Below are 23,644 nucleotides of genomic sequence, written 5' to 3' on the forward strand. Positions count from 1 at the left end.
GGACGAGATTATGTCCATCAATAGCACCTCCGGTGAGAGGAAGCGTTTCAACCTGTCGCGGTGGGCGATCGCCCATCCAAGCATCGCTCGCTTCCTGTTCGGGCTCATCATCATCGCCGGCGCGCTCGGCCTGACCCATATGGGTCAGAAGGAAGACCCGGATTTCACTTTCCGCGTCATGGTCGTGCAGACCGTCTGGCCCGGTGCCTCGCTGCAGGACATGGAAGACCAGGTGGTCAACAAGATCGAGCGCAAGCTGCAGGAAACGCCGCATCTCGATTGGGTCAAATCCTATACCCGCGCCGGCTTTGCCATCACCACTATCCAGATCAAGGGCGATACCAACACCGCCGAAGTGAAGGATGCCTTCTACCAGATCCGCAAGAAGGTCGGCGATATCGGCAACGAGCTGCCGTCTGGCCTGCTCGGCCCCTATTTCAACGATGAATTCGGCGATACCTTCATCACGCTGCATTCGATCAGCGGCGACGGCTACACCTATCCGGAGCTGAAGAAATTCGCCATCCAGGCCCGCGACATGCTGCTTTCGACGCCCGGCGTCGAGAAGGCGACCATCATCGGCGACCAGGCAGAGCAGATCTATATCGACGTCTCCTCCAAGGTTCTGGCCGAGCGTGGGCTGACGCTCAACGACCTGAAGAACGCCATTATCGGCCAGAACAACGTCGATCCGGCCGGTAATGTCGATACCAGCACCCGCTCCGTGCGCATCTCGGTCGAGGGCGATGTCAACAAGATAGAGGATATCAAGAACCTGCGGCTCAACGCCGGTGGCCAGGTGACCCGCCTCGGCGATATCGCCACCGTCACCGCCGGGCTGCAGGACCCCTATACGGCCAAGTTCCTCTACAACGGCCATCCAAGTGTGCAGCTCGGGGTCGTCATGGCTCCAGGCTTCAAGGTGACCGATGTCGGTACGTCGGTCGAGGAAACCTATAAGCGCTTCGAAGCCTCGCTGCCGGTCGGCGTTCAGGTCGATCAGATCGCCAATCAGCCTGATGTCGTCACCGACGCGATCAGCGAATTCATGCACGCGCTCGGCGAAGCTCTCGTCATCGTGCTGATCGTCTCGTTCCTGTCGATCGGCTGGCGTTCCGGCCTCGTGATCGCCATCGCCATTCCGCTGGTGCTGGCCGCGACTTTCGCCATCATGTACGAGCTCGGCATCGATCTGCAGCGCATTTCGCTCGGCGCGCTCATCATCGCACTCGGCCTGCTGGTCGACGACGCCATGATCGTGGTCGAGCTCATGGAGCGCAAGCTGGAAGAGGGGCTGGTGAAGCTCGATGCTGCCAGCTTCGCCTATTCCTCCACCGCCTTCCCGATGCTGACCGGCACGCTGATCACGACAGCCGGCTTCATCCCCGTGGGATTTGCGGCATCGACAGCAGGCGAATATGTCCGTTCGCTTTTCTACGTTGTCGGCATCGCGCTTGTGGTCTCCTGGTTCGTGGCTGTCTATTTCACGCCATGGCTCGGCTACATGATCCTCAAACAACGGCATCATGCCGGTGAGCATCATGATGTGTTCGACACGCGATTCTATCGCCGTCTGCACGCCTCGGTCGCCTGGGCCGTACGCCACCGCGTTATCGTTCTGCTTCTGACGCTCGCCGCCTTTGTCGGCAGCCTCTGGTCCTTCCAGTTCATTCCGCAGAACTTCTTCCCGCAGTCGTCGCGTCCGGAAATCCTCGTGGACTTGTGGCTGCCTGAAGGCACCAGCATCAAGGAAGTCGAGCGTCAGGCGCAGGCGCTTGAGGCACGCCTGGCCGATGATCCGGACAAGCGCTTCATCGCCACCTATGTCGGTCAGGGCGCACCGCGTTTCTTCCTGCCGCTCGATCAGCAGCTCACCAATCCGAACTATGCCCAGATGCTGGTCATGGCCAAGGACGAGCCGGCCCGCGAGCGGCTGATCACCAAGATGCGCGGTATCCTGGCGGCGGATTTCCCCTCCGTTCGTGGCAAGGTCGACCGCCTGTTCCTCGGTCCGCCCACCGGCTGGCCCGTACAGCTGCGCGTCATGGGTCCGGATCGGCAGGAGGTTCGCCGTATTGCCGACGAGGTGAAGCAGCGCTTTACCCAAAACCCGCTGCTCGGCGCCATCCATGACGACTGGCTTGAGCCGGTGCCGGCTATGAAGCTGGTGATCGATCAGGACCGCGCCCGAGCTCTCGGCGTCACCTCACAGCGCATCCGCCAGATGCTGCAGGCCTCGATGTCCGGCTTCACGCTCGACAATTATCGCGAGGGTGAGGAAACCGTCGGGATCGTTGCCCGCGAGCCGGAGGCAAGCCGCCACCTGCTGACCTCGGTGAACTCGGTCTATATTCCCACAGACTCCGGCGGGTTCGTGCCGCTGTCGCAGGTCGCCAAGATCGTGCCTGTCATGGAGCAGAGCATCGAGTGGCGCAGGGATCGTCTGCCGACCATCTCAGTGCGGGCAACCTTGCCCGACAACGTGCAGTCGAACGACGTGACGGCCAAGCTCTACAACGACATGGCCGATCTCAGGAACAGCCTGCCGGCTGGCTACAAGATCGAAATCCAGGGCGGTGCCGAGGACAGCGCCGAAAGCCAGGCCTCGATTGCCGCCAAGGCGCCGATCATGCTCGTCATAATCGTCGTGCTGCTGATGGCGCAGCTGCAGCATTTCGGCAAGGCGATGCTGGTGCTTGCCACCGGCCCGCTCGGCATTATCGGTGCGGCCGGGGCTCTGCTCATCAGCGGTGCGCCCTTCGGCTTCGTTGCGATCCTCGGCGTCATCGCGCTGCTCGGCATCATCATCCGCAACTCGATCATCCTCGTCGACCAGATCGACCAGGATATCGCGGCGGGGATGGATAGGAAGGAAGCGATCATCGGATCGGCCGTGCGTCGTTTCCGGCCGATCATGCTGACGGCGCTGACGGCAGTGCTGGCGCTGATCCCGATCTCGCGCGGTGTCTTCTGGGGGCCGCTCGCCTACGCCATGATGGGCGGCATCCTGGTTGCGACCGTGCTGACGATCTTCGTGCTGCCTGCCGGCTATGCTCTGTTCTTCGGACGCGATCCCAAGAGCAAGTCGGCGGAGCCGGTTGCCAGCGAGCAGGCCGACGAGGAAGAGGGCAATACGGTTCAGCTGCCGCCGGCGGTGGCAGCGGAGTAGGACGCCTGAAAGAAACAAATATCCCGGCTTCGAGCCGGGATATTTGTTTGAACCGTTCAGATCGACTGGAGGATCGTCGGTCTGCCATCGGCGATCTTGAGGATCGTCAGGCTTCCGCCCATGGAAACCGCGGTGTCGATGCCGATGCGGCCCGAGCCGAAGGTGGCGTGCGAATGCGGTGTGTGGCCGTGGATGACCAGTAGCGGCAGTTGCGGCCCTTCCGACAGGAAGGGTTCACGGATCCACATCAGATCCTCATCCGTCTGAATGCTTAAGGGGATACCGGGCTTAATGCCGGCATGCACGAAGAGCGTCGAGTCTAAAATGACGGCTACAGCCAATGAACGCAGCAGATCGACATGCGCCGGCGGCATGGCGTTCAGCGTCATGTCGCGCAATTGCCGGATGCTATAGCCTAGATCGAAAAGAAGATGTCCGGCATCGATGCCGTAGGATGCGAGTGTCGGCAGCGCGCCGAATTCGAGCCAGTGGCTGTTGGTTTCGGGATCATCGAGAAAGCGCAGGAAGGCATCGTCGTGATTGCCGCAAAGCGCATAGCGGTCGAAGTCTTCCGGTGGCGGCGCGCTGAGATGGGCCAGCACGTCACTGGAGCGCGGGCCGCGATCGACATAATCGCCGAGGTACATCAGGAGCTTTCGGCCGGGAAGGGTGCGGGCATCCGCAACGATGCGCCTTTCCGCCTCCACCATTTCGTCATAGGAGCCGTGGATGTCGCTCAGCGCATAGATCGCGGCATAGTCGCGTCCGGTGAGATCGATACGCTCTCTTGGATGCTGCATGAAATCGGCCGTTTCCTGCCGGGTCGTGCCTGAACGGCGCGGCAGTCCAATCGCTTGAATGGTATCGAGAAACCCGCCTTTGACGAGCCTATAACGGACGGTATTCCAAGCTTGGAGTTGCTGCAAGTCTTACGGGCGCCGGCATTGGTCTGAACCGCTGAAATTGCAGAAAGATTCGGGATCATCTTCGGGAGGTCGCACCTTGTGTAACCTCCCGAAGGATTACCCCGCTCAGCCGCGATAGGCGGCTTCGAGGCCGGCAATGTCGAGTTTGACCATGCCCATAAGGGCTCGCATGACGCGGGCCGCCTTGGCCGGATCCGGATCGGCGATATACTTGCTGAGCACCGTCGGAATGACCTGCCAGTAGACACCGTAGCGATCCGTCACCCAACCGCATTCCACCGGCGTGCCGCCATCAACAAGACCGTCCCAAAGGCGGTCGACCTCAGCCTGGTCGGCGCAATCCACCTCCAGCGAGATCGCATGATTGTATTCGATGCGGTCGCCGCCGTTCAGTGCCATGAAGCGCTGGCCGGCGAGCGTGAAAGTAACGACCAGAACCTCATCGGGCTTGCCGCCAGGCGTATCGACGACGTTCTTCTGCACATGATCGATCCGGGAGTCGGGGAAGAGCGAAACATAAAAATTCGCTGCTTCCTCCGCTTCTCGTGCAAACCACAGGCATGGGGCAATCTTGGACATTGGGTACTCCTCTCTCCGATTGGAAGCCCTGAGGACGAAGGAGGAGCGGCAGGGCCGACAGGGTGGCGAAAATTTTTTCGACCCTATGCCGGCCGCCGGCCATTAAACGAGGCGACCGCCGCCATCGATGTGCAAGACCTCTCCCGTCACGAAGCGGTTCGTTATCAGGAACAGGATCGCCTCGGCGATATCCTCCGGCCTGCCGATATTGCGGCTCGGCAGCGTCGAGGCAGTCTGTTCGAGCACCTGCCGCTTGGCCTCGCCCATCAGGCCATCGAGCAGCGGCGTATCCACCCATCCCGGCGAGATCGCGTTGATGCGCATCGGCGACAGTTCAAGGGCAAGCGCACGAACCGTACTTTCTACCGCGGCGACGGCGGCGGCCACGACCGCACCGATGGCGGCTGGGCGGGAGGCGAATTGTCCGGAGGTCAGGATAATCGAACTTGCGCTATGCAGCAGGGGGAGAGCGGCCTTGATGGCGAGTAGCGGCCCGATCAAGCGCTCGCTCATGACCTTCGAGAGATCCGCCTCGGACTGATCCTTCAGCGGCTGCAGGTGCACGGTGCCGGCCGTGATCAGCAGATGGTCGATCCTGTCGATCCCGGCGAATATCGTCGGCTGCGGTGCGGCGATGTCCGCGACGATCTGGGTCGCGCCGCCGATCGCTTCCGCAGCTTCGTGAAGACGCTGCGGATTGCGGGATAGCAGAAAGAGATTTGCGCCGGCTTCCTTGGCCCGCCTGGCGGTCGCCAGGCCGATGCCCGAAGAGCCGCCGATGATGACGACATTCTGACCCTGGAGGGATTGAGGCTGGATGTTGCCCGATTGAATGGTGCTGGTCTGCAAGACTGGTTCTCCGATTTGGATTGTTGACCGGTCTCTAGTTCGTCGATCGGCATTTTCTTCGGAAGAGAGCGAACGGCGATGTCATTTATCGTAAAAGACGATAGAATTTCGTCATGGACATGCTTTCCGCCATGCGCATCTTCATCCGCGTCATCGAACGCGGCAGCCTTTCGGCCGCCGCGCGCGATCTTGGCCTTGGCCAGCCCACTGTTAGCGAACGTGTCGAGAAGCTGGAAAAACATCTGAGCGCGCGGCTCCTCTACCGCACGACCCGATCGGTGCAGGCGACCGATGCGGGGGCGCGCTTCTACGACTATGCCAAGCGCGCTATCGAGGCCGCCGAGGAGGCGGAGGCTTCCGTCGCATCGGCCGAGACATCGCTGACCGGAACCTTTCGGATCGCTGCGCCGCACGGGCTAGGCGAGATGACCTTGCCCAGGTTGCTCATCGAGTTTCAGAGACTACATCCGGCCCTGGCCATCGACGTAACCCTGAACGACCGCTTCGTCGATCCGCTGACCGAAGGCGTGGATCTCTCTATCCGCATGGGCGAGATCGGCAGTGGCAACTTCATCGCTCGCCGGCTGGGGACGATGCGCCGGCTCATGCTGGCCGCTCCCGGCTACATCGAACGACACGGACAGCCGCGCGAACCGGCGGAGCTCGCGGCGCATCCTTTCATTCGGGTCGCCGGTTTCGCGGCGGATGAGCGACTGCAACTGATCGGCTCAGATGGTGGGATGGTAGAAGCGCCGATCCGCACCACATGGCGCGTCAATCACTGGAGGCCGCTTATGGAGGTGGTGCTGGCGGAAAGGGGAATAGGTTCCTTGTTCGCTGTCGTCTGCGGCAGGGAGATCGCCGAAGGCAGGCTCGTTCCCGTGCTGCCCTCCTATGAGTTCAGGCGCGTGGACGTCCATGCAATCTATCCGCCGGGACTGCGGCCTGCGGCGAGGACGAAGGCCTTTCTTGCGCTGCTCTCCGAGCGCACCGATCAGCTCTTTGGCGAGACATCGGCGGCTTAAGATTCTTATCAGCCGCCCGCCAACCTTTCAGCGAATTCGATGGCCTCGATCAGGCTGTGTTCATTGGCGATGCCTCTGCCGGCGATGTCGAAGGCGGTGCCGTGATCGACCGAGGTGCGCACGATCGGCAGGCCGAGGGTGATGTTGACGCCGGACAGATCCATCCATTTGCCCGTCGCGGGATCGATCTCGAAACCCAGCAACTTGACGGGGATATGGCCTTGATCGTGATACATGGCGACAACGGCATCATATTGGCCGGCACGCAGCTTGACGAAGACGGTGTCGCCGGGGACGGGGCCGACGATATCGAGCCCATCGGACACCGCCTTGGCGATGGTCGGCGCGGAGATGTCGATATCCTGCCGGCCGAAGAGACCGCCTTCGCCGGCATGCGGATTGAGCGCAGCCACCGCGATCTTTGGCTTCGCGATGCCGAGATTGTTGAGCGCCTTGTGCGTGAGGTCGATGACGAGCCGCAGGCGCTCCGGCGTCAGTCGCTTCGGCACATCCTCCAGCGCGACATGGGTGGTGACATGGCTGACACGCATATTGCCATGGGCGAGCATCATGACAGAGCCACGCGCGCCGGTCAGTTCCGCCAACAGCTCGGTATGGCCGGCATAATGGAAGCCGGCCTTGTTCAGCGCTTCCTTGTTAAGCGGCGCGGTGACGATGCCGCCGACCTTGCCTGACATGGCGAGTTGAACGCCCTTTTCGATCGCCTTGAACGCCATGCGTCCACCGTCTGCAGAAAGCCGGCCCGGCAGGATCGGCTCTCCTTCGGCATCAGCCTGGATGAAGCAGAGGTTCGGCCAGTCGCTCTCCATCTCAGTCTCGGGAATCTCGATATCGAGGCCAAGCTGCTGCTCGGCAAGCCGTAGGGCCGGGCCGCTGCCGATAATTGTAAGTTTTAACTTACCTTCTTCAAGTCGATCCTTCAGCCGCATCGCAGCCTTGACGATGATTTCCGGGCCAATGCCGGCGGGGTCGCCCATGGTGATCGCCAGATGCCGCGTCATGGTTCTTCTCCTCCGGCAATCAGCCCGTTTTCACTCAAGAGGTCGCGCCACAGGGTCGGGCCGCCGAAGGCCCCAGACTTGGAGATGACGGTGGTACCTTCCCACGGGCCGCCGACGATCGTCGAGCGGGGGAGGCCGGGTGCGGCCTGGCCGGTGATGCTGAGGGCTGCCACATCGAGCGCCGAGCAGAGATTGCGCAGGGTCTCGCCGCCGGCGACGATCAATGTGCCCGGGGCGGGCAGCGCCTTGGCCATGCCGCCGAAGCTCGCCGCGATTCGCCTTGCAGCATCATCGCGTTCAAGTCCAGTCGGCAAGTCGAGGCTGACCATGGCGACACCACTTTGCTGAATTTGATGATCGATGGCATCGGCATCCGCGCCTTCCACAAGCTTCAGCCAGTTGGGGCCGCAGGCCTGGAGCTGCGCCAACGTGATCGGCTGATCCGAGCCGAAGAGGCCGAGCACCGGCCTTTGCAGCTTGCGCGAGATGGGGACCGATGGCGTTGGGCGGCGTTTGCCTTCGTTTTTCCTGGCGGGAGAGCGGTGGTGCATTGCCCGGTCGATATTGCGTGCCAGAGCGCGGGCGAGGCCGCCGGTGCCGCTCCAGAGGATTGGCCCCTCCAGCTGCGACGATACCCATGCGATGACGGCATCGAGATCGTCATCCGTATGCGCATCGAAAACATGGATGCCATCCGGAATGGGCTGGTTTTCGAGGTTATCGAGCGTCGTGTTGAAGGCCGGCAATCCCTCGGCTCGCAGATGCGTGACGAGATCGCCGCTGATGTCGCGCCACGCGTCCTTGCCGGCATAAAGCACCTGTCGGCCGCCGCGTGTATGCCGCCCGTGATGCGGAAAGGCCGGCGCGAGGATGCAATGCCGCCAATGGCCGAGCCGGAAGCAGGCGGCCAATTCCGCCGCCCAGGGGCCGCGAAACAGGCTGTCCACCTTCTTGAAGGCGAGATCGGCGCCTTGCAGCAGCGGCGCGATGCCGCCGACGATATCAGCTGCTTCGGCGGCCGTTTTCTCTCGGGTGCCGCTGTCGATCGCCAGGCAATCCGGCAGCTTCGTGGAAAGCGCATCGCTGCGCTCGACCGCGATTGGCCCGTAGACACCGACGAATTCGACGGCGGTATCGAGCGCGCCGGTCAAATCATCGGCAATGAGGCGGAGAGTGGGCATTGGCGGAAAAGCCTTCAGCGGGCCTTGCGGGTATCGGATATGGAAATGGACGTGAGGCCTTGCGGCGGCTTGGATGAAGCGCAATCTCCAGCCTTCCATGAAGGATGTCAACGGATTGCTTTGTCACCGAGTCATGTTGGGCCGTCGCCTATGAGATCGCTGTCGCACAACTCCTTCCGCCATTGGAGCAGGCGACTGCATCTGAAACAAAAAGCGCCCCTCACCCCAGCCCTCTCCCCGTCAAAACGGGGAGAGGGGGCGATCCCGCCAAGCCCCTTCGCCCCGCGTGCGGGGAGAAGGTGGACTAGAACAGTTGAGCGAAGCGAAACTGTGAGAGGACGGATGAGGGGCGAACCTATCCCTATGCAACTGCCTGCCATTTCATCCACCCGGGCTGCGACGTCTGCCCGCGTTTACCCACTGGCGCATATGCGGATATGCTTGTAAGTGAACCGCGCGGCGGATCGCTTCAGTCGCTTCAAGGAGGGCAGGGTGAGCTACGATTTCCATGTGGGCCAGAAGGTCGTCTGCATCGACGATAAGTTCAAGCATGTCAGCATCGATCAGCTGATCCGCAAGGGGACGATCTACACCATCCGCTGGGTCGGCGAATATACGCATTATGTCGACGGCACCTTCATCGGCGTGAAGCTGGAGGAAATCCATCGCGGCAATGACGACGGGCCGGAAGGCTATGGCGCCGCCGACATGCCCTATCGCGCCAGCCGCTTCCGCCCGCTGGTCAAGGACAAGATCGCCTCGCTCAGAAAGCTGCTCGCGCCGACGCCGGATGCGCCTGCCGAGCCGAAGGTCAAGACTAAGAAAAAGGAAAAGGTCTGACGGGCGGGCTGCATTAAAGCCAGCCGCCCCTTTGCATTACCCCTGCCGCGCCCGCGCAAGCCCGTGCTCGATCAGGCGGCTGATAAGCTCTGGATAGGAAATGCCCGAGGCGCCCATGGCCTTGGGATACATGCTGATATTGGTGAAGCCTGGCATGGTGTTGATCTCGTTGATGACGGCGCTGCCATCCGGCCGCAAAAAGAAATCGACGCGCGCCAGCCCTTCGCATCCGAGCGCGCGAAAGCCATCCGCCGCCATGCGCTTCAGCACCTCTGCCGTCTCGGCCGGAATATCCGCCGGCACGGTGACGACGGCGCCATGCTGATCGAGATATTTCGCCTCGTAGGAATAGAAGCCGTGGGTCGCGGCCGTGGCGATCTCGCCCGGCACGGAGACGAAGAGCGTGCCATCCGGCTGCTCCAGCACCGCATATTCGATCTCACGGGCGCGCACGAATTCTTCCACCAGCACCTTGCGGTCATGCCGGAAGGCCTCGGCCAGCGCGCTCTCGAACGCCGCGGCATCCTGCACCTTGCTGACGCCGACCGACGAGCCCTGGCGGGTGGGTTTTACGAAGACGGGGGAGCCGAGCGTGCGCACGATCTCATCGAAATCAGGCTTGTCGCCGCGCGTCAGCGTTAGGGAGAGCGCCACCGACAGGCCGGCCTCGCGCAGCAGGCGCTTTGCCATATCCTTGTCGATCGCGTTGGCCGAGCCCAGAATGCCGCAGCCGACGAGGGGTAGGCCGACGATCTGGGCAAGACCCTGAATGGAACCGTCCTCGCCATTCAGCCCATGCAGCACCGGAAACAGCACATCGACCGCAGGCAGCTCGCGCGCGCCAGCACCCTCCAGCGCCAGCAGCCGCCCCTTGCCGCCCGGCACCAGGCAGACTTGCCGGCCCTCATAGGCAATCGGCTCCGGCAGCACGCCGCCCTTTTCCTCCACCAGCAGCCAGCGCCCGCCGCGATCGATCAGGATCGGCACGATCTCATATCGCCCGCCATCGATCGCCTTGACGACATTGCGGGCCGACATGACGGAAACCTCATGCTCGCTGGACTGACCGCCAAACAGAACGGCGACGCGTAGTTTCGACATTGAGGCTTTTCTCCCCGCCAAGATGGATGTGATGGGAGAAGGGTTTAAACGGGGGATTGCAGCGGAATTGGGGAAGGGTGGTGGAGGAATGAGGATGGCACGAATATTATCGGTGCAGGCCGCGCCGGCCTCGACTATGTTTTCGACCGCACGCTCATCTACCCAACTGGTGGCTGGACCGCGACGCGCTGCTTCATCAAGGTGCTGGGTGACAAGGATGTTCTCGGCATCAAGGCCACGTCGTCGGCATCGGCGTAAAGTTCTAAGAATTCGCACTGTTGCGATCTGAAGAGCCTCGTTGGCGTTTGCTGGCGGGGTTTTTCGTAGGGCTTATTAAGGTCATTATACGATCAGACACCAACGTCGCGGTTGCTGGATAAAGTTAATAGACTTATTGAAAAATGGTGCCGCCAAACCCTGTAAGCAGAGCCAAAATGGGTTGGAAATGAACTCCATAAAACCTTCGTTGGCATGACAGCAGGTGATCGAGATGTGTCTTTCATGTCGATACAATCAGAAAGATATGTTTTCCGCTCTAATCGGCGGAAAAGCACGTTGACCGTTTGCGCAATTGGCGAAATAGTGGATCGCGTTATGCGTGTGGGCGCATGCGGTTGGTGTCGGAGGTAAAATGCGGAAGTTACTTATCGTATGCGGTGCGCTTGTATGGGGGGCTTGCCCGACATTCGCCGATGAGCTCTCCCCAGAGATGAAGCAATATGTGGCGGCAATTTTTACTGACCATGATCGTCTGATGCGCGAATTTTCTATCTACAGCACTAAGTTTCCGATTCAGTCCGCTTATATTGTTGGATTGTTTGCCGCCAATTCTTGTAATAACCCACCGCCATCTAAAAAGCTCGCGACGGTTGTGGCGCCCGATACATTTTTAAAGACCGACGATGGACAGAAGGCATTCATCGTTATGGGCGCAGTTTCATCAATGACATACCCGACGCAAGGGCAAAAAGACGCTTTTTGCCAATCCGCGAAACACTTGCTTGATGTCGGCGAGAAGTATGTGGCGAATAAGTCATAGAGCCTTCGATTATCTCTGAAGACAGAACCGCAGTACCCTGCTTGATCACATCCACGCGATGCCTCAGCCAATATACGTGATGGACACTACTCGGTCTCGCGGCGCCGATCAGGCAAACGAGAGTGCTTCCGTCGAAGGCATAAAGATATCGGGTGTGTGGCTGGTGCTGCTAGAGAGATTTGAACTCTCGGCCTCTCCCTTACCAAGGGAGTGCTCTACCCCTGAGCTATAGCAGCAATCCGTGGCGCCGCTTGGTGCGCCGTGTTGGGCGAGGCGGCTATTGCCATAGGTCGGGGCGGAGTGCAAGCCGCAAATTGCAAGTTCTTTGAAAGTTCGTTGGAAAAAATGTGTCGGTCTTTTGGCGCCTAAGGTTTTCCGCTATGAGGAAGCCATGGGTGCGGACAAGACGAAAATCGATGAAGGGCAGGCTTTGCAGGGCGGTTCTGCTCCAAGCGGGGGCGGCGGCGAGGCGGGCGAGCCCGTGGGCGGCAAGCAGGTCACGGAAGCGGATCGGCGGCGCGAGCGTGCCGCGCAGAAGCTGCGGGAGAACCTGTCGCGGCGCAAGCAGCAGGTGAGGGCGCGGCGCGCAGGCCAGGCCGACGAGACGGATGGGCTGCCGGCCGCAAAGCCTGTGGATAGTGCTGAAACCGCCGCAAAAAGGGACGAATCGCAATGATTGATGTCGCCCATCATCAAACGAATTGATGCGTTAATCTATTTCGTCTAAAGAGCGCCTTTTACCAAGGTGCACGAAACCTGGCGCCCGCAACCTGGGCGCTCGGAACTATCAGGAAAGGCGGGCCTCGCCCGTATTGCTTATATGGATCGTATCAGGATTGTCGGCGGCAATGAGCTCAACGGTATCATTCCGATCTCCGGCGCCAAGAATGCCGCCCTGCCGCTGATGATCGCCTCGCTGTTGACAAGCGATACCCTGACGCTCGAAAACGTGCCGCATCTCGCCGATGTCGAGCTCCTGATGCGCATTCTCGGCAATCACGGCGTCGATGTCGCCGTCAACGGCCGGCGCGAGCGCCAGGAAGACGGCTATTCCCGCACGATCCATTTCACCTGCCGCACTATTGTCGATACCACGGCGCCTTACGAGCTTGTCGCCAAGATGCGCGCGAGCTTCTGGGTCATCGGGCCGCTGCTCGCCCGCGAGGGTCAGGCGCGCGTCTCGCTGCCCGGCGGCTGCGCCATCGGCACGCGCCCGGTCGATCTCTTCATCGAAGGCCTGCAGGCGCTCGGCGCCACCATGGAAATCGACGGCGGCTATATCAATGCCACCGCGCCGAAGGGCGGCCTCATCGGCGCCCGTTATGACTTCCCGAAGGTTTCCGTCGGCGCGACGCATGTGCTGATGATGGCCGCCACGCTTGCCCGCGGCACCACCGTCATCGGCAATGCGGCCCGCGAGCCCGAGATTGTCGATCTCGCCAACTGCCTGATCGCCATGGGCGCCAAGATTTCCGGCGCCGGCACGAGCACGATCACCATCGAGGGCGTCACCTCGCTCTCCGGCGCGCGTCACCGCGTGCTGCCCGACCGTATCGAGACCGGCACCTATGCCATGGCGGTTGCCATGGCCGGCGGTGACGTCACGCTTGAGAATACCGATGTCGCGCTGCTCGACACGGCGCTCGAAAGCCTGCGCCGCGCCGGCGCCACGGTTTCGCCGACCAATAACGGCATCCGCGTCATGCGAAATGGCGGTGGCATCCAGCCGGTCGACGTCGTCACCGATCCGTTCCCGGGCTTCCCGACCGACCTGCAGGCGCAGTTCATGGCGCTGATGACCCGCTCGTCGGGTGTCTCGAACATCACCGAGACCATCTTCGAAAATCGCTTCATGCATGTGCAGGAACTCGCCCGCCTCGGCGCCAAGATCTCTCTTTCCGGTCAGACCGCCCGCGTCGAAGGCGTGCAGAAGCTGAAGGGCGCGCCCGTGATGGCGACCGACCTTCGCGCCTCCGTCTCGCTCGTCATCGCCGGCCTTGCCGCCGAAGGCGAGACGCTGGTGTCGCGCATCTATCACCTGGATCGCGGCTTCGAGCGGCTGGAAGACAAGCTGACGCGCTGCGGCGCCATCGTCGAGCGCATCAGCGACTAAGTTCGTCGCGTTCTCGCCGAACAGTTCTCCGGTTTTCAGCATTCCGCTGTCGCAAAAGCGCGACAGCATTTTGGATGATCGGGCTTATTTCCATCCATCGGCGCGAAGAGAGCGGGCAAGCCCGCTTTCTTCGGTTGCGTCTTTTGCGCTCGCATTTTATGTCCAGAATGGAGAAACCTCGGCAATCGTGTTTTGCTGGGCGTTCTAGAGCAATTCCGGGAAAAGTGTGTAGCGGTTTTCCGTCCGGAATTGCGAGAGAATAAAAGGATAGGGCGTTTTCGCGATTCGAAGAAAAGCAGAAACGCTTTAGTGGCGCGATTAGGGATAAAAGGACGAATGAGCGATCTCAAGCTAATGGCACTCGACACCGAGGACCTGGATGTCATTTCTGCCTATATGCAGGATAGCGTCTTCAAGGTCGGCGACATGTCCTTTGCGCCAAAGCAGGAGCAGTTCTCGCTCGCAGCCAATCGTTTCGTCTGGGAGCAGTCGGACCAGCGCAGCAAGCCTTACGAACGCCATCGTTCGGCGTTGGTATTCAAGCGCGTGCAGGCCGTGCGTTCCAACGGCTTCGACCGGCGCAACCGCGACGAAGTTCTGTCGCTGCTTGCGATCCGTTTCGAGCAGAAGGGCGAGGGGCCAGACGGCACGATCGAGCTTGCCCTTGCTGCCAATGCTACGATTGCGCTCGATGTCGAATGCATCGAGGCCCAGCTTGCGGATATCGGCGGCGCGTGGGAAACGGTCCATAAGCCTCGACATCCCGACGCGGGCGAATAGATAGCGACGGTTGGATTTTTGCCGCCGCAGGCGGCCGCAGTGAAAGAGGAATATCAGTTTGGCTATCTGGCTGGATCAGGCGTCGGAAGGGTTCGAGCAGCAGTTCGCCGCATTCCTGACGACCAAGCGGGAAGTGTCCGAGGATGTGAATGCGGTCGTGCGCGGCATCATCGAGGATGTGCGGGCGCGCGGCGATGCAGCCCTTGCGGACTATTCCAAAAAATTCGATGGCGTCGATTTTGCCGTAACGCCGATGCGCGTCAGCGAAGCCGAGATCGATGCTGCGATCGCGGCCGTTCCGGCCGAAGTCCTCGGCGCGCTGAAGGTCGCCGCCACCCGCATCGAATCGCATCACCGCCGGCAACTGCCGAAGGACGATATCTACGAGGACGATCTCGGCGTCGGCCTGGGATCGCGCTGGACGGCGATCGAAGCGGTCGGCCTCTACGTGCCGGGCGGCACGGCGAGCTATCCGAGCTCGGTGCTGATGAATGCCGTGCCGGCCAAGGTCGCCGGCGTCGAGCGCATCGTCATCGTCGTGCCGGCCACGGGCGGCGCCGTCAATCCGGCCGTGCTTGCCGCGGCGCGTATGGCCGGCGTCGAGGAAATCTATCGCGTCGGCGGTGCGCAGGCGATCGCGGCCCTTGCCTATGGCACGGAGACGATCAAACCCGTCTACAAGATCACCGGCCCCGGCAATGCCTATGTGGCCGCAGCCAAACGCCAGGTGTTCGGTACCGTCGGCATCGACATGATCGCCGGCCCGTCGGAAGTGCTCGTCATCGCCGACAAGAACAACGACCCGGATTGGATCGCCGCCGACCTGCTGGCGCAGGCTGAGCATGACGAAAGCGCGCAATCCATCCTGATCACCGACGATGCTGAATTCGGCAGGGCGGTGGAGGCGGCGGTCGAGCGACAGCTGAAGCGGCTGAGCCGCTCGCAGACGGCGGCGGCGAGCTGGCGGGATTTCGGCGCCGTTATCTTAGTCTCCGATCTGAAGCAGGCGATACCGCTTGCCAACAGAATCGCGGCCGAGCATCTGGAACTTGCGGTCGACGATCCCGAGCCATTGCTTGCCGGTGTGCGCAATGCCGGTGCCATCTTCGTCGGCCGTCATACGCCCGAAGTGATCGGCGATTATGTCGGTGGCTCGAACCATGTGCTGCCGACGGCCCGCTCGGCGCGTTTCTCGTCCGGGCTCTCGGTACTCGATTTCGTCAAGCGCACCTCGATCCTCAGGCTTGGGCCGGAGCAGCTCCGCGCACTCGGGCCGGCGGCGATCGCGCTTGCCAATTCCGAAGGGCTGGATGCACATGCGCGGTCGGTCGCGATCCGCCTCAATCTCGAGGGGTAAGGCATGGCAAAGGGCGTCTTCCGGCTGAGCGACGTGGTTCTGGACGACACGATCGGCCGCTCGACGCCGGATGTCGAGCATGAACGCGCCGTCGCCATTTTCGACCTGATCGAGGAAAACAGCTTCGCGCCCGTCGGACACGAGGGCGGGCCTTATCTGCTGAACCTGTCGCTGGTCGAGCAGAAGCTGGTCTTCGACATCCGCATGGAAGATGGCGGCGTTGTCGCCACCCATATTCTGTCGCTGACGCCGTTTCGCCGGATCGTGAAGGACTATTTCATGATCTGCGAGAGCTATTACGAGGCGATCCGCTCGGCCACGCCAAGCCGTATCGAAGCGATCGACATGGGCCGGCGCGGCATCCACAACGAAGGCTCCCAGACGCTGATGGACCGGCTGAACGGCAAGATCAGCGTGGATTTCGATACGGCGCGCCGGCTCTTCACGCTCGTCTGCGTGCTCTATTGGCGCGGGTGACTGCCATGGACGAGCCGCAGGCGATCGAGCACAATGGCAGGTTGTCCGGGGGCAAATCCCCCGGCGCCATCCTCTTCATGTGCGGCCTGAATACCATCCGTTCGCCGATGGCCGAAGCGATCGCTCGGCAGATGCTACCGCAGGGCACCTATATCGCCTCGGCCGGCGTGCGTGCCGGCGAGCGCAATCCCTTCGTTGATGTCGTGCTTTCCGAGATGGGGCTTTCGCTCGGCCGGCGCCAGCCGCAGACCATGGAGGAGCTGGAGGACGATTTCTTCGATGTCATCATCACGCTCTCTCCCGAGGCGCATCACGCCGCGCTGGAACTGACGCGGGCTAATGCCGTCGACGTCATCTATTGGCCGACGATAGACCCCTCCGCCACGGACGGAACGCGCGAGCAGATTCTCGATGCCTATCGCGGCGTGAGGGACTATCTTTTAGGCCTGATCGAGAGCAGGCTGGTGGAACATCGCGGCTCGCTTTAGAGCTGCGAATGAAACAAATGCAGAAACCCTTATCAACGTGGTTCACAAAACCGCGGCGATTGTGTAGTTTCCGCGCAAATTTCCGGCGACCCCCGCTTTTTTGGCATGGGCGCTGGCCCCAACCGACAGGAAAAGAAGCTTTAATGCCGAAAGAAGAAGTCCTCGAATTTCCCGGTGTCGTCACCGAACTCCTGCCGAACGCGACCTTTCGCGTGAAGCTGGAAAACGAGCACGAGATCATTGCCCACACTGCGGGCCGCATGCGCAAGAACCGCATCCGCGTTCTGGCCGGCGACAAGGTGCTGGTGGAAATGACCCCTTACGACCTGACCAAGGGCCGCATCACCTACCGTTTCAAGTAGTCCGCCGCTCGCTGGAGCTGGATGCCGCCGACATTTTCGGCATCATGCTCCGGAGCCGGCTCTCATTCCCGCATGACAGGTCGAGATCTGATGGCGTTGAAACACAAGCTGATACTGGCCTCCGGATCGCCACGTCGCGTCGAGCTCCTGCATCAGTCAGGCATCGAGCCCGCGCGTCTCATGCCGATGGATATCGATGAGACGCCGAAGAAATCGGAGCATCCGCGCTCGCTGGCGCGGCGGCTTTCGACGGAGAAGGGTGATGCAGCCTTTGCGGCTATCAAGAGCGATGCCGCCTGGCAGGGGAGCTATATCCTTTCGGCCGATACGGTCGTCGCTGTCGGACGGCGCATCCTGCCGAAGGCGGAGTTTGTCGACGAGGCGGCTGCGGCCCTGCATCTGCTCTCCGGCCGCGGCCATGTCGTCTATACCGGCATCTGCCTGATCACGCCGGACCGCAAGGCGCGGCAAAAGGTCGTCGAGACCAAAGTTCGCTTCAAGCGTCTCTCCCGCCGCGATATCGACATGTATCTCGCCTCCGGCCAGTGGCGCGGCAAGGCTGGGGCCTATGGGATTCAGGGGCTTGCCGGTTCCTTCGTGCAGAAACTTGTCGGCTCCTACACCAATGTCGTCGGATTGCCGCTTTATGAAACCATGCTGCTGCTGGCAGGCGAGGGCTTCGATGTCCACGCCGGATGGCAGGAAGGATAGTCGTCATGACGAAGGCTGAAGAGATCAAGGTCGGTTCGAAGGTCGAGCCGTTGCGAAAGACGCGTCCCTGTCCGGAATGCGGCCGCCCTTCATTGCGTGAGCATTACCCCTTCTGCTCGGATCGCTGCCGCTCCGTCGATCTCTCGCGGTGGCTCAATGGCTCCTATGCCATTCCCGTGACCGAGGACGAGGCGAAGGCCGACGGCTCCGATCAGGACTGAATGAGGTTTTCCAAAGAGGTTCGATGTTGCGAACCTCTTCATTTTGTTCGCGAATTGGCAAAATTCGATTTCCTGTCAAAAAAGAGTCATTTGCGGCTGGACATGGCCGAACAAGATGCTATAACCCCGCTCGCTTCCGGGGTGAACCAACCGCCCAGCGCCTTCGAAGGCTCTTCTCTCGACGCGAAGCACGGATGCCCAGATAGCTCAGTTGGTAGAGCAGCGGATTGAAAATCCGCGTGTCGCTGGTTCGATTCCGGCTCTGGGCACCATCTTTTCTCCCCAATCATGCGGACAATGAAGCTTGACGCTGGCTTCGATCAATTCCTCGCCGCGATCGTGTATTTGCGAGAATATGCGGCAACAGGCCGATTGAGGTTGCGTAACCATTGGATGTGTTGCTTCACCACAACAACTTCATGGTTGCGTTTCATTAAATCGGTGCATGACCCCATCAAGATATTGATGACATTTGGAATCAAGCGTACGAATTATTGACAGATCACCTATTGATTCGAAACGAGTCATACCGCACTTTAGATACAGCGGGATAAAGTGATCTCGTAAAAGCCGGCGTTAATTGCAATAGCAAGCTACCGAGGCGCCATGTTAAACAACGATGTTCTGTTCAACACGTTCGCCCGTACTTTTGAAGCACGGCGCGAAGTCGAGATGTCATTCTCAGAATACCTGGAAGCCTGCCGGGATGATCCGCTCATGTACGCAAATGCGGCAGAGCGGCTACTGGCAGCCATGGGCGAACCACTGCTGATCGATACGGCCAAGGATACAAGGCTTGGGCGTATTTTCATGAACCGGACCATCCGGACTTATCCGGCATTTTCGGGCTTTTTCGGCATGGAAGAGACGATCGAACGCATCGTTGCCTTCTTCCGACATGCGGCCCAGGGGCTGGAGGAGCGCAAGCAGATCCTCTATCTGCTCGGGCCTGTCGGCGGCGGCAAGTCATCGCTTGCCGAGCGGCTGAAATCATTGATGGAAGTTCATCCCATCTATGTGCTGAAGGCCGGAAACGAGCTGAGCCCGGTCTTCGAAAGCCCGCTCAGCCTGTTCGATCCCGTCACCATGGGGCCGATGATCGAGGAGCGCTATGGCATTCCGCGCCGGCGTCTGACTGGGCTCATGAGCCCCTGGTGCCTCAAGCGGCTGGAAGAGTTCGAAGGCGATATTTCCCGCTTTCGCGTCGTCAGGATACAGCCCTCGAGGCTGCGGCAAATCGCCGTCGCCAAGACGGAACCGGGCGACGAGAACAACCAGGACATCTCCTCGCTGGTCGGCAAGGTGGATATCCGCAAGCTCGAAAGTCTCGCGCAGAACGATCCGGATGCCTATAGCTATTCCGGGGCATTGAACCGTGCCAACCAGGGCATTCTCGAATTCGTCGAAATGTTCAAGGCGCCCATCAAGATGCTGCACCCGCTGCTGACGGCGACGCAGGAAGGCAATTACATCGGTACGGAAAATATCGGTGCGATACCCTTTTCCGGCATTATCCTGGCGCACTCAAACGAGTCGGAATGGCAGACATTCAAGGCCAACAAGAACAATGAGGCATTCATCGACCGCATCTGCGTGGTGAAAGTGCCTTATTGCCTCAGGGTCACCGAGGAGCAGAAGATCTATGAGAAGCTGATCGAGGAATCCGAGCTCAGCGACGCGCCCTGCGCGCCGTCGACATTGGAGACGCTCGCCCGCTTCACGGTTCTGACGCGGCTTTCCAAGCACGAGAATTCGACCGCCTTCTCCAAGCTTCGGGTCTATGACGGCGAGAGCCTGAAGGAGACCGATCCGAGAGCGCGCAGCGTGCAGGAATATCGCGATACGGCCGGTGTCGACGAAGGCATGGATGGAGCTTCCACCCGTTTTGCCTTCAAAGTGCTGGCGGCGACCTTCAACTACGATACGACAGAAGTCGGTGCCGATCCGGTGCATCTGATGTACATGCTGGAGCAGGCAATCCGCCGTGAACAGCTGCCGCTTGAAACCGAAAAGCTCTATATCGAGTTTATCAAGAGCGAACTCGGACCACGTTATGCAGAGTTCATCGGCAACGAGATCCAGAAGGCCTATCTGGAATCCTATGCGGATTACGGCCAGAACCTCTTCGATCGCTATGTCGACTATGCTGACGCCTGGATCGAGGATGTGGACTTCAAGGATCCGGATACCGGCCAACTTCTCGACCGCGAGCTTCTGAATCAGGAGCTCACCAAGATCGAAAAGCCGGCGGGCATCGCCAATCCGAAGGACTTCCGCAACGAGGTGGTCAAGTTCTGCCTGCGGGCACGAGCGAGCCACGGCGGGAAGAACCCGTCCTGGACCAGCTACGAGAAGATCCGTGAAGTCATCGAAAAGCGGATGTTCTCGCAGGTCGAGGACCTTCTGCCCGTCATCTCGTTCGGTTCCAAGAAGGATGGCGAGACGGAGAAGAAACATGGCGAATTCGTCGAGCGGATGGTCGCGCGGGGTTACACCGAACGGCAGGTCCGGCGCCTTGTGGAATGGTACATGCGTGTGAAACAGGCGGGATGAGCCACCAAGGAAGAAGGAATGCACATTGTTGACAGACGCCTGAACCCAGGCGGAAAAAGTCTGGAAAATCGTCAACGATTTTTGCGAAGAGCAAAAGCGCTGGTGCAGAGAGCGGTCTATGAATCCTCTCAAAATCGCGACATTCAGGACATTCTGAAGGGTGGCGAAGTCAGCATTCCCCTGGATGGAACCGAGGAACCTCGGTTCCATCGTGGCCCCGAGGGCCTCAAGGAACATATCCTTCCCGGTAATAAGGACTTCATCGAAGGCGATGTTCTGCCGCGGCCCGAAGGTGGCGGCGGCAAGGGTCGCGCTGGTGGTGACGGCTCCGGTGAGGATGCCTTCCGCTTCATCCTGACACGGGATGAGTTCCTCGATCTCTTCCTCGATGATCTCGAATTGCCCGATCTTGCCAAGCGCCGCCTGATGTCGGCGGATCAGATCAACCCGGTGCGCTCAGGCTATTCGGTGACGGGATCTCCCGCCAATCTTGCCATCAACCGCACGATGCGGCTTGCGATGATGCGCCGCGTCGCGCTGCATCGCCCGAAGCCGGAAACGGTCGAGAAGCTCATCGAGGAGGCCGAGGAGTGCACGGACGAGAAGCGCCGCGCACAGCTCGAAGAAGAGATCAAGAGGCTGGAATCGAAGGTCCGGCGCATTCCCTATATCGACCCGATCGACATCCGTTATCGCCGTTTCGAGAACGAGCCGAAACCGGTGGCGCAAGCCGTCATGTTCTGCCTGATGGACGTCTCCGGTTCGATGACCGAGCATATGAAGGATCTCGCCAAGCGTTTCTATATGCTACTCTATATTTTCCTGACCCGGCAGTATCGCCGCGTGGAGATCGTCTTCATTCGCCACACTGATGTTGCCGAGGAAGTGGACGAGGAGACCTTCTTCCGAAGCCCGGCAACCGGCGGCACCCAGGTTTCGAGCGCGCTCGAACAGATGCGGCAGATCGTGCGGGACCGCTTCCCGGCCTCCGACTGGAACATCTACGCCGCGCAGGCGTCGGATGGCGACAATGCCTATTCCGACAATGCAACGACGGCAGCGCTGATGACGAGCGAAATCCTGCCCGTCTGCCAATATTTCGCCTATCTCGAAGTGGGGGAATCGCGCAGCGTCGCAATCTCGTCCGGCTCGGCGATCTGGTCGCTCTACGAACGGCTGCAGGCAGGCTGGCCGGTGCTTTCCATGCGGCGTGTCAGCGATCGCAGCCAGATCTATCCGGTCTTCCACGATCTCTTCCAGCGCCGGACGGCGGAAACAAGGAGCGGATGATGGCAAAGAAGGCATCGATGGAGCGGCTTTTCGAAGGCGCGGACTGGGATTTCGCCACCATCCAGCGAATTCACGATGCCTGCGAGAAGATCGCCGTTGGCGAGCTTGGTCTCGATGTCTATCCCAACCAGATCGAGATCATCACTGCCGAGCAGATGCTCGACGTCTATTCCTCGATCGGCATGCCGCTATTCTACAAGCATTGGTCCTTCGGCAAGCATTTCGCCCATCACGAAGCTTTCTATCGCAAGGGCCTGCGCGGTCTTGCATATGAGATCGTCATCAACAGCTCGCCCTGTATCTCCTATCTGATGGAGGAGAATAGCGCGACGATGCAGGCGCTCGTCATCGCGCATGCCGCCTTCGGCCATAATCACTTCTTCAAGAACAATTATCTCTTCAAGCTTTGGACCGATGCCGAAGGCATTCTCGATTATCTCAACTTCGCCAAGAGCTATGTGGCTCGTTGCGAGGAGCGCTATGGCCACGCTGCCGTCGAGCGCACGCTGGATGCCGCCCATGCGCTGATGTCGCATGGCGTGCATCGCTATGCGGGAAAAAAGACGCCTGACCTGCGCGACGAGGAGAAGCGCGAGCGTGAGCGGCGCGAATATGACGAGAAGATCTTCAACGATCTCTGGCGCACGGTTCCGGCCGGGCCGGGCAAGAAGACACAGGATCTCGATCTGGAGCGGCGGCGTGCGCTGGCCGGTCTGCCGCAGGAGAACATTCTCTATTTCCTGGAAAAGATGGCGCCGCGGCTGAAACCCTGGCAGCGCGAGATCATCCGCATCGTGCGGCATGTCGCGCAATATTTCTATCCGCAGAGCCAGACCAAGGTGATGAACGAGGGCACGGCGACCTATGTGCACTATCGCATCATGACGCGGCTGCACGAGCTCGGCGGCATTGGCGACGGCGATTTTCTGGAATTCCTGAAATCGCATACCAACGTGGTTTTCCAGCCGACCTTCAACGATCCCCGTTATTCCGGCCTCAATCCTTACGCGATCGGTTTTGCCATGATGCAGGATATCGAGCGCATCGTGACGAAGCCGGAGGAGGAGGATCGCCAATGGTTCCCGGAAATCGCCGGCACCGGCGATGCCATGGCGGTGCTGCGCGATCTCTGGGCCAATTATCGCGATGAGAGTTTCGTTGCGCAGTTCCTCAGCCCGCACCTGATGCGCAAGATGCGCATGTTCCAGCTGACGGATGATCCCGAGGAGGAGGAGGGGCTGAGGGTTGCAGCCATTCATGATGAGCGCGGCTACCGGCGTATCCGCCGCGAGCTGTCGCGGCAATATGATGTCGGCTGGATCGATCCGCATATCGAGATCGTCGATGTCGATCTTGCCGGCGACAGGCGGTTGCTGGTCAAGCATACGGTGCTGAACGGCGCGATGCTCGACGATATGGATGCCAAGCGCGTGTTGCAGCACCTAGCCGATCTCTGGAGCTACGATGTGCTGATGCAGGAAGTCGACCGCTCCGGCACGGTGCTTCGCGATCATCTTGTGCATCCACGGTCTTCGGCGCTTGCGGCGTAAACGCCTCTATC

At 60.5% G+C, this 23,644-nt stretch carries 22 protein-coding genes and 2 tRNA genes; 17 read left to right on the plus strand and 7 right to left on the minus strand.

All coding sequences use genetic code 11. From position 1 onward, the window contains the following. Positions 1 to 10: 10 nt before the first annotated feature. On the plus strand, positions 11 to 3,169 hold the full coding sequence (locus AC13QE_RS23060) for an efflux RND transporter permease subunit (protein ID WP_488485425.1): 3,159 nt from the start codon (positions 11 to 13) through the stop codon (positions 3,167 to 3,169). A 56-nt stretch (positions 3,170 to 3,225) separates the two neighbouring features. Here AC13QE_RS23060 and AC13QE_RS23065 read toward each other — a convergent pair whose 3' ends face one another. The 3 genes from AC13QE_RS23065 to AC13QE_RS23075 all read right to left on the minus strand — a co-directional run bounded on the left by AC13QE_RS23065 (position 3,226) and on the right by AC13QE_RS23075 (position 5,523). Continuing rightward, positions 3,226 to 3,969, minus strand: coding sequence for a metallophosphoesterase (locus AC13QE_RS23065; protein ID WP_488485426.1), 744 nt, complete (start codon positions 3,967 to 3,969; stop codon positions 3,226 to 3,228). A gap of 231 nt (positions 3,970 to 4,200) precedes the next feature. Next, the gene (locus AC13QE_RS23070; RefSeq protein ID WP_488485427.1) at positions 4,201 to 4,674 is read right to left on the minus strand and encodes a VOC family protein; all 474 of its coding nucleotides are present in this window, start codon (positions 4,672 to 4,674) and stop codon (positions 4,201 to 4,203) included. A gap of 102 nt (positions 4,675 to 4,776) precedes the next feature. Further along, positions 4,777 to 5,523 (minus strand): SDR family oxidoreductase, encoded by a 747-nt coding sequence (locus tag AC13QE_RS23075; RefSeq protein ID WP_488485428.1) that lies wholly within the window; start codon positions 5,521 to 5,523, stop codon positions 4,777 to 4,779. Between the two features lie 113 nt (positions 5,524 to 5,636). Here AC13QE_RS23075 and AC13QE_RS23080 point away from each other — a divergent pair, with 113 nt between their 5' ends. Continuing rightward, positions 5,637 to 6,548 (plus strand): LysR family transcriptional regulator, encoded by a 912-nt coding sequence (locus tag AC13QE_RS23080; protein WP_488485429.1) that lies wholly within the window; start codon positions 5,637 to 5,639, stop codon positions 6,546 to 6,548. A gap of 8 nt (positions 6,549 to 6,556) precedes the next feature. Here AC13QE_RS23080 and pdxA read toward each other — a convergent pair whose 3' ends face one another. Next, complete coding sequence (gene pdxA / locus AC13QE_RS23085; protein WP_488485430.1) at positions 6,557 to 7,570, minus strand: 4-hydroxythreonine-4-phosphate dehydrogenase PdxA; 1,014 nt, start codon at positions 7,568 to 7,570, stop codon at positions 6,557 to 6,559. Continuing rightward, positions 7,567 to 8,751, minus strand: a complete 1,185-nt coding sequence (locus AC13QE_RS23090) for a four-carbon acid sugar kinase family protein (protein WP_488485431.1) — start codon at positions 8,749 to 8,751, stop codon at positions 7,567 to 7,569. Before AC13QE_RS23090 ends, pdxA begins: the two co-directional genes overlap by 4 nt. Before the next feature lie 492 nt (positions 8,752 to 9,243). Between AC13QE_RS23090 and AC13QE_RS23095 the strand changes: the two genes are divergently transcribed. Further along, positions 9,244 to 9,591, plus strand: coding sequence for a CAP-Gly domain-containing protein (locus tag AC13QE_RS23095; RefSeq protein ID WP_113409068.1), 348 nt, complete (start codon positions 9,244 to 9,246; stop codon positions 9,589 to 9,591). Between the two features lie 36 nt (positions 9,592 to 9,627). On the opposite strand, the gene AC13QE_RS23100 is transcribed toward AC13QE_RS23095, so the two are convergent. Then, complete coding sequence (locus AC13QE_RS23100) at positions 9,628 to 10,692, minus strand: D-alanine--D-alanine ligase family protein (RefSeq protein WP_488485432.1); 1,065 nt, start codon at positions 10,690 to 10,692, stop codon at positions 9,628 to 9,630. 631 nt (positions 10,693 to 11,323) lie between these two features. Here AC13QE_RS23100 and AC13QE_RS23105 point away from each other — a divergent pair. After that, positions 11,324 to 11,731, plus strand: a complete 408-nt coding sequence (locus tag AC13QE_RS23105) for a hypothetical protein (protein WP_132717636.1) — start codon at positions 11,324 to 11,326, stop codon at positions 11,729 to 11,731. A gap of 161 nt (positions 11,732 to 11,892) precedes the next feature. On the opposite strand, the gene AC13QE_RS23110 is transcribed toward AC13QE_RS23105, so the two are convergent. Further along, positions 11,893 to 11,967 (minus strand) — tRNA-Thr (locus AC13QE_RS23110). Positions 11,968 to 12,212: 245 nt separating this feature from the next. Here AC13QE_RS23110 and AC13QE_RS23115 point away from each other — a divergent pair. From AC13QE_RS23115 to AC13QE_RS23175, 13 genes are all read left to right on the plus strand, one after another. Beyond that, positions 12,213 to 12,407: a hypothetical protein gene (locus AC13QE_RS23115; RefSeq protein ID WP_112434503.1), complete on the plus strand. Its 195-nt coding sequence runs from the start codon at positions 12,213 to 12,215 to the stop codon at positions 12,405 to 12,407. Between the two features lie 144 nt (positions 12,408 to 12,551). After that, positions 12,552 to 13,844 carry a UDP-N-acetylglucosamine 1-carboxyvinyltransferase gene (murA, locus tag AC13QE_RS23120; protein ID WP_488485433.1) on the plus strand — a complete coding sequence of 431 codons (1,293 nt, stop codon included), beginning with the start codon at positions 12,552 to 12,554 and terminating at the stop codon, positions 13,842 to 13,844. Positions 13,845 to 14,180: 336 nt separating this feature from the next. Beyond that, positions 14,181 to 14,624: a DUF2948 family protein gene (locus AC13QE_RS23125; RefSeq protein ID WP_488485434.1), complete on the plus strand. Its 444-nt coding sequence runs from the start codon at positions 14,181 to 14,183 to the stop codon at positions 14,622 to 14,624. Positions 14,625 to 14,682: 58 nt separating this feature from the next. After that, entirely contained in the window at positions 14,683 to 15,981 is a 1,299-nt protein-coding gene (gene hisD, locus AC13QE_RS23130) for a histidinol dehydrogenase (RefSeq protein WP_488485435.1), read from the plus strand. Positions 15,982 to 15,984: 3 nt separating this feature from the next. Further along, positions 15,985 to 16,458, plus strand: coding sequence for a UPF0262 family protein (locus tag AC13QE_RS23135; RefSeq protein WP_015341224.1), 474 nt, complete (start codon positions 15,985 to 15,987; stop codon positions 16,456 to 16,458). Positions 16,459 to 16,463: 5 nt separating this feature from the next. Beyond that, positions 16,464 to 16,946 (plus strand): arsenate-mycothiol transferase ArsC, encoded by a 483-nt coding sequence (locus tag AC13QE_RS23140; protein ID WP_132717634.1) that lies wholly within the window; start codon positions 16,464 to 16,466, stop codon positions 16,944 to 16,946. 143 nt (positions 16,947 to 17,089) lie between these two features. Continuing rightward, positions 17,090 to 17,308 carry a translation initiation factor IF-1 gene (gene infA / locus AC13QE_RS23145; protein WP_004117876.1) on the plus strand — a complete coding sequence of 73 codons (219 nt, stop codon included), beginning with the start codon at positions 17,090 to 17,092 and terminating at the stop codon, positions 17,306 to 17,308. A gap of 90 nt (positions 17,309 to 17,398) precedes the next feature. Further along, positions 17,399 to 18,019, plus strand: a complete 621-nt coding sequence (locus tag AC13QE_RS23150) for a Maf-like protein (RefSeq protein ID WP_132717633.1) — start codon at positions 17,399 to 17,401, stop codon at positions 18,017 to 18,019. 5 nt (positions 18,020 to 18,024) lie between these two features. Further along, positions 18,025 to 18,240, plus strand: a complete 216-nt coding sequence (yacG, locus tag AC13QE_RS23155) for a DNA gyrase inhibitor YacG (RefSeq protein WP_132717632.1) — start codon at positions 18,025 to 18,027, stop codon at positions 18,238 to 18,240. A gap of 196 nt (positions 18,241 to 18,436) precedes the next feature. Next, positions 18,437 to 18,512, plus strand: a tRNA-Phe gene (locus tag AC13QE_RS23160). 334 nt (positions 18,513 to 18,846) lie between these two features. Beyond that, a complete protein-coding gene (locus AC13QE_RS23165; RefSeq protein WP_015341220.1) occupies positions 18,847 to 20,793 on the plus strand; it encodes a PrkA family serine protein kinase in 1,947 nt (648 codons plus the stop codon). 18 nt (positions 20,794 to 20,811) lie between these two features. Beyond that, positions 20,812 to 22,083 carry a YeaH/YhbH family protein gene (locus AC13QE_RS23170; protein ID WP_015341219.1) on the plus strand — a complete coding sequence of 424 codons (1,272 nt, stop codon included), beginning with the start codon at positions 20,812 to 20,814 and terminating at the stop codon, positions 22,081 to 22,083. Next, entirely contained in the window at positions 22,083 to 23,633 is a 1,551-nt protein-coding gene (locus tag AC13QE_RS23175; RefSeq protein ID WP_488485436.1) for a SpoVR family protein, read from the plus strand. Before AC13QE_RS23170 ends, AC13QE_RS23175 begins: the two co-directional genes overlap by 1 nt. Positions 23,634 to 23,644 lie beyond the last annotated feature (11 nt).

The sequence above is a fragment of the Martinezella sp. CNPSo 3957 genome (genome assembly GCF_057784395.1).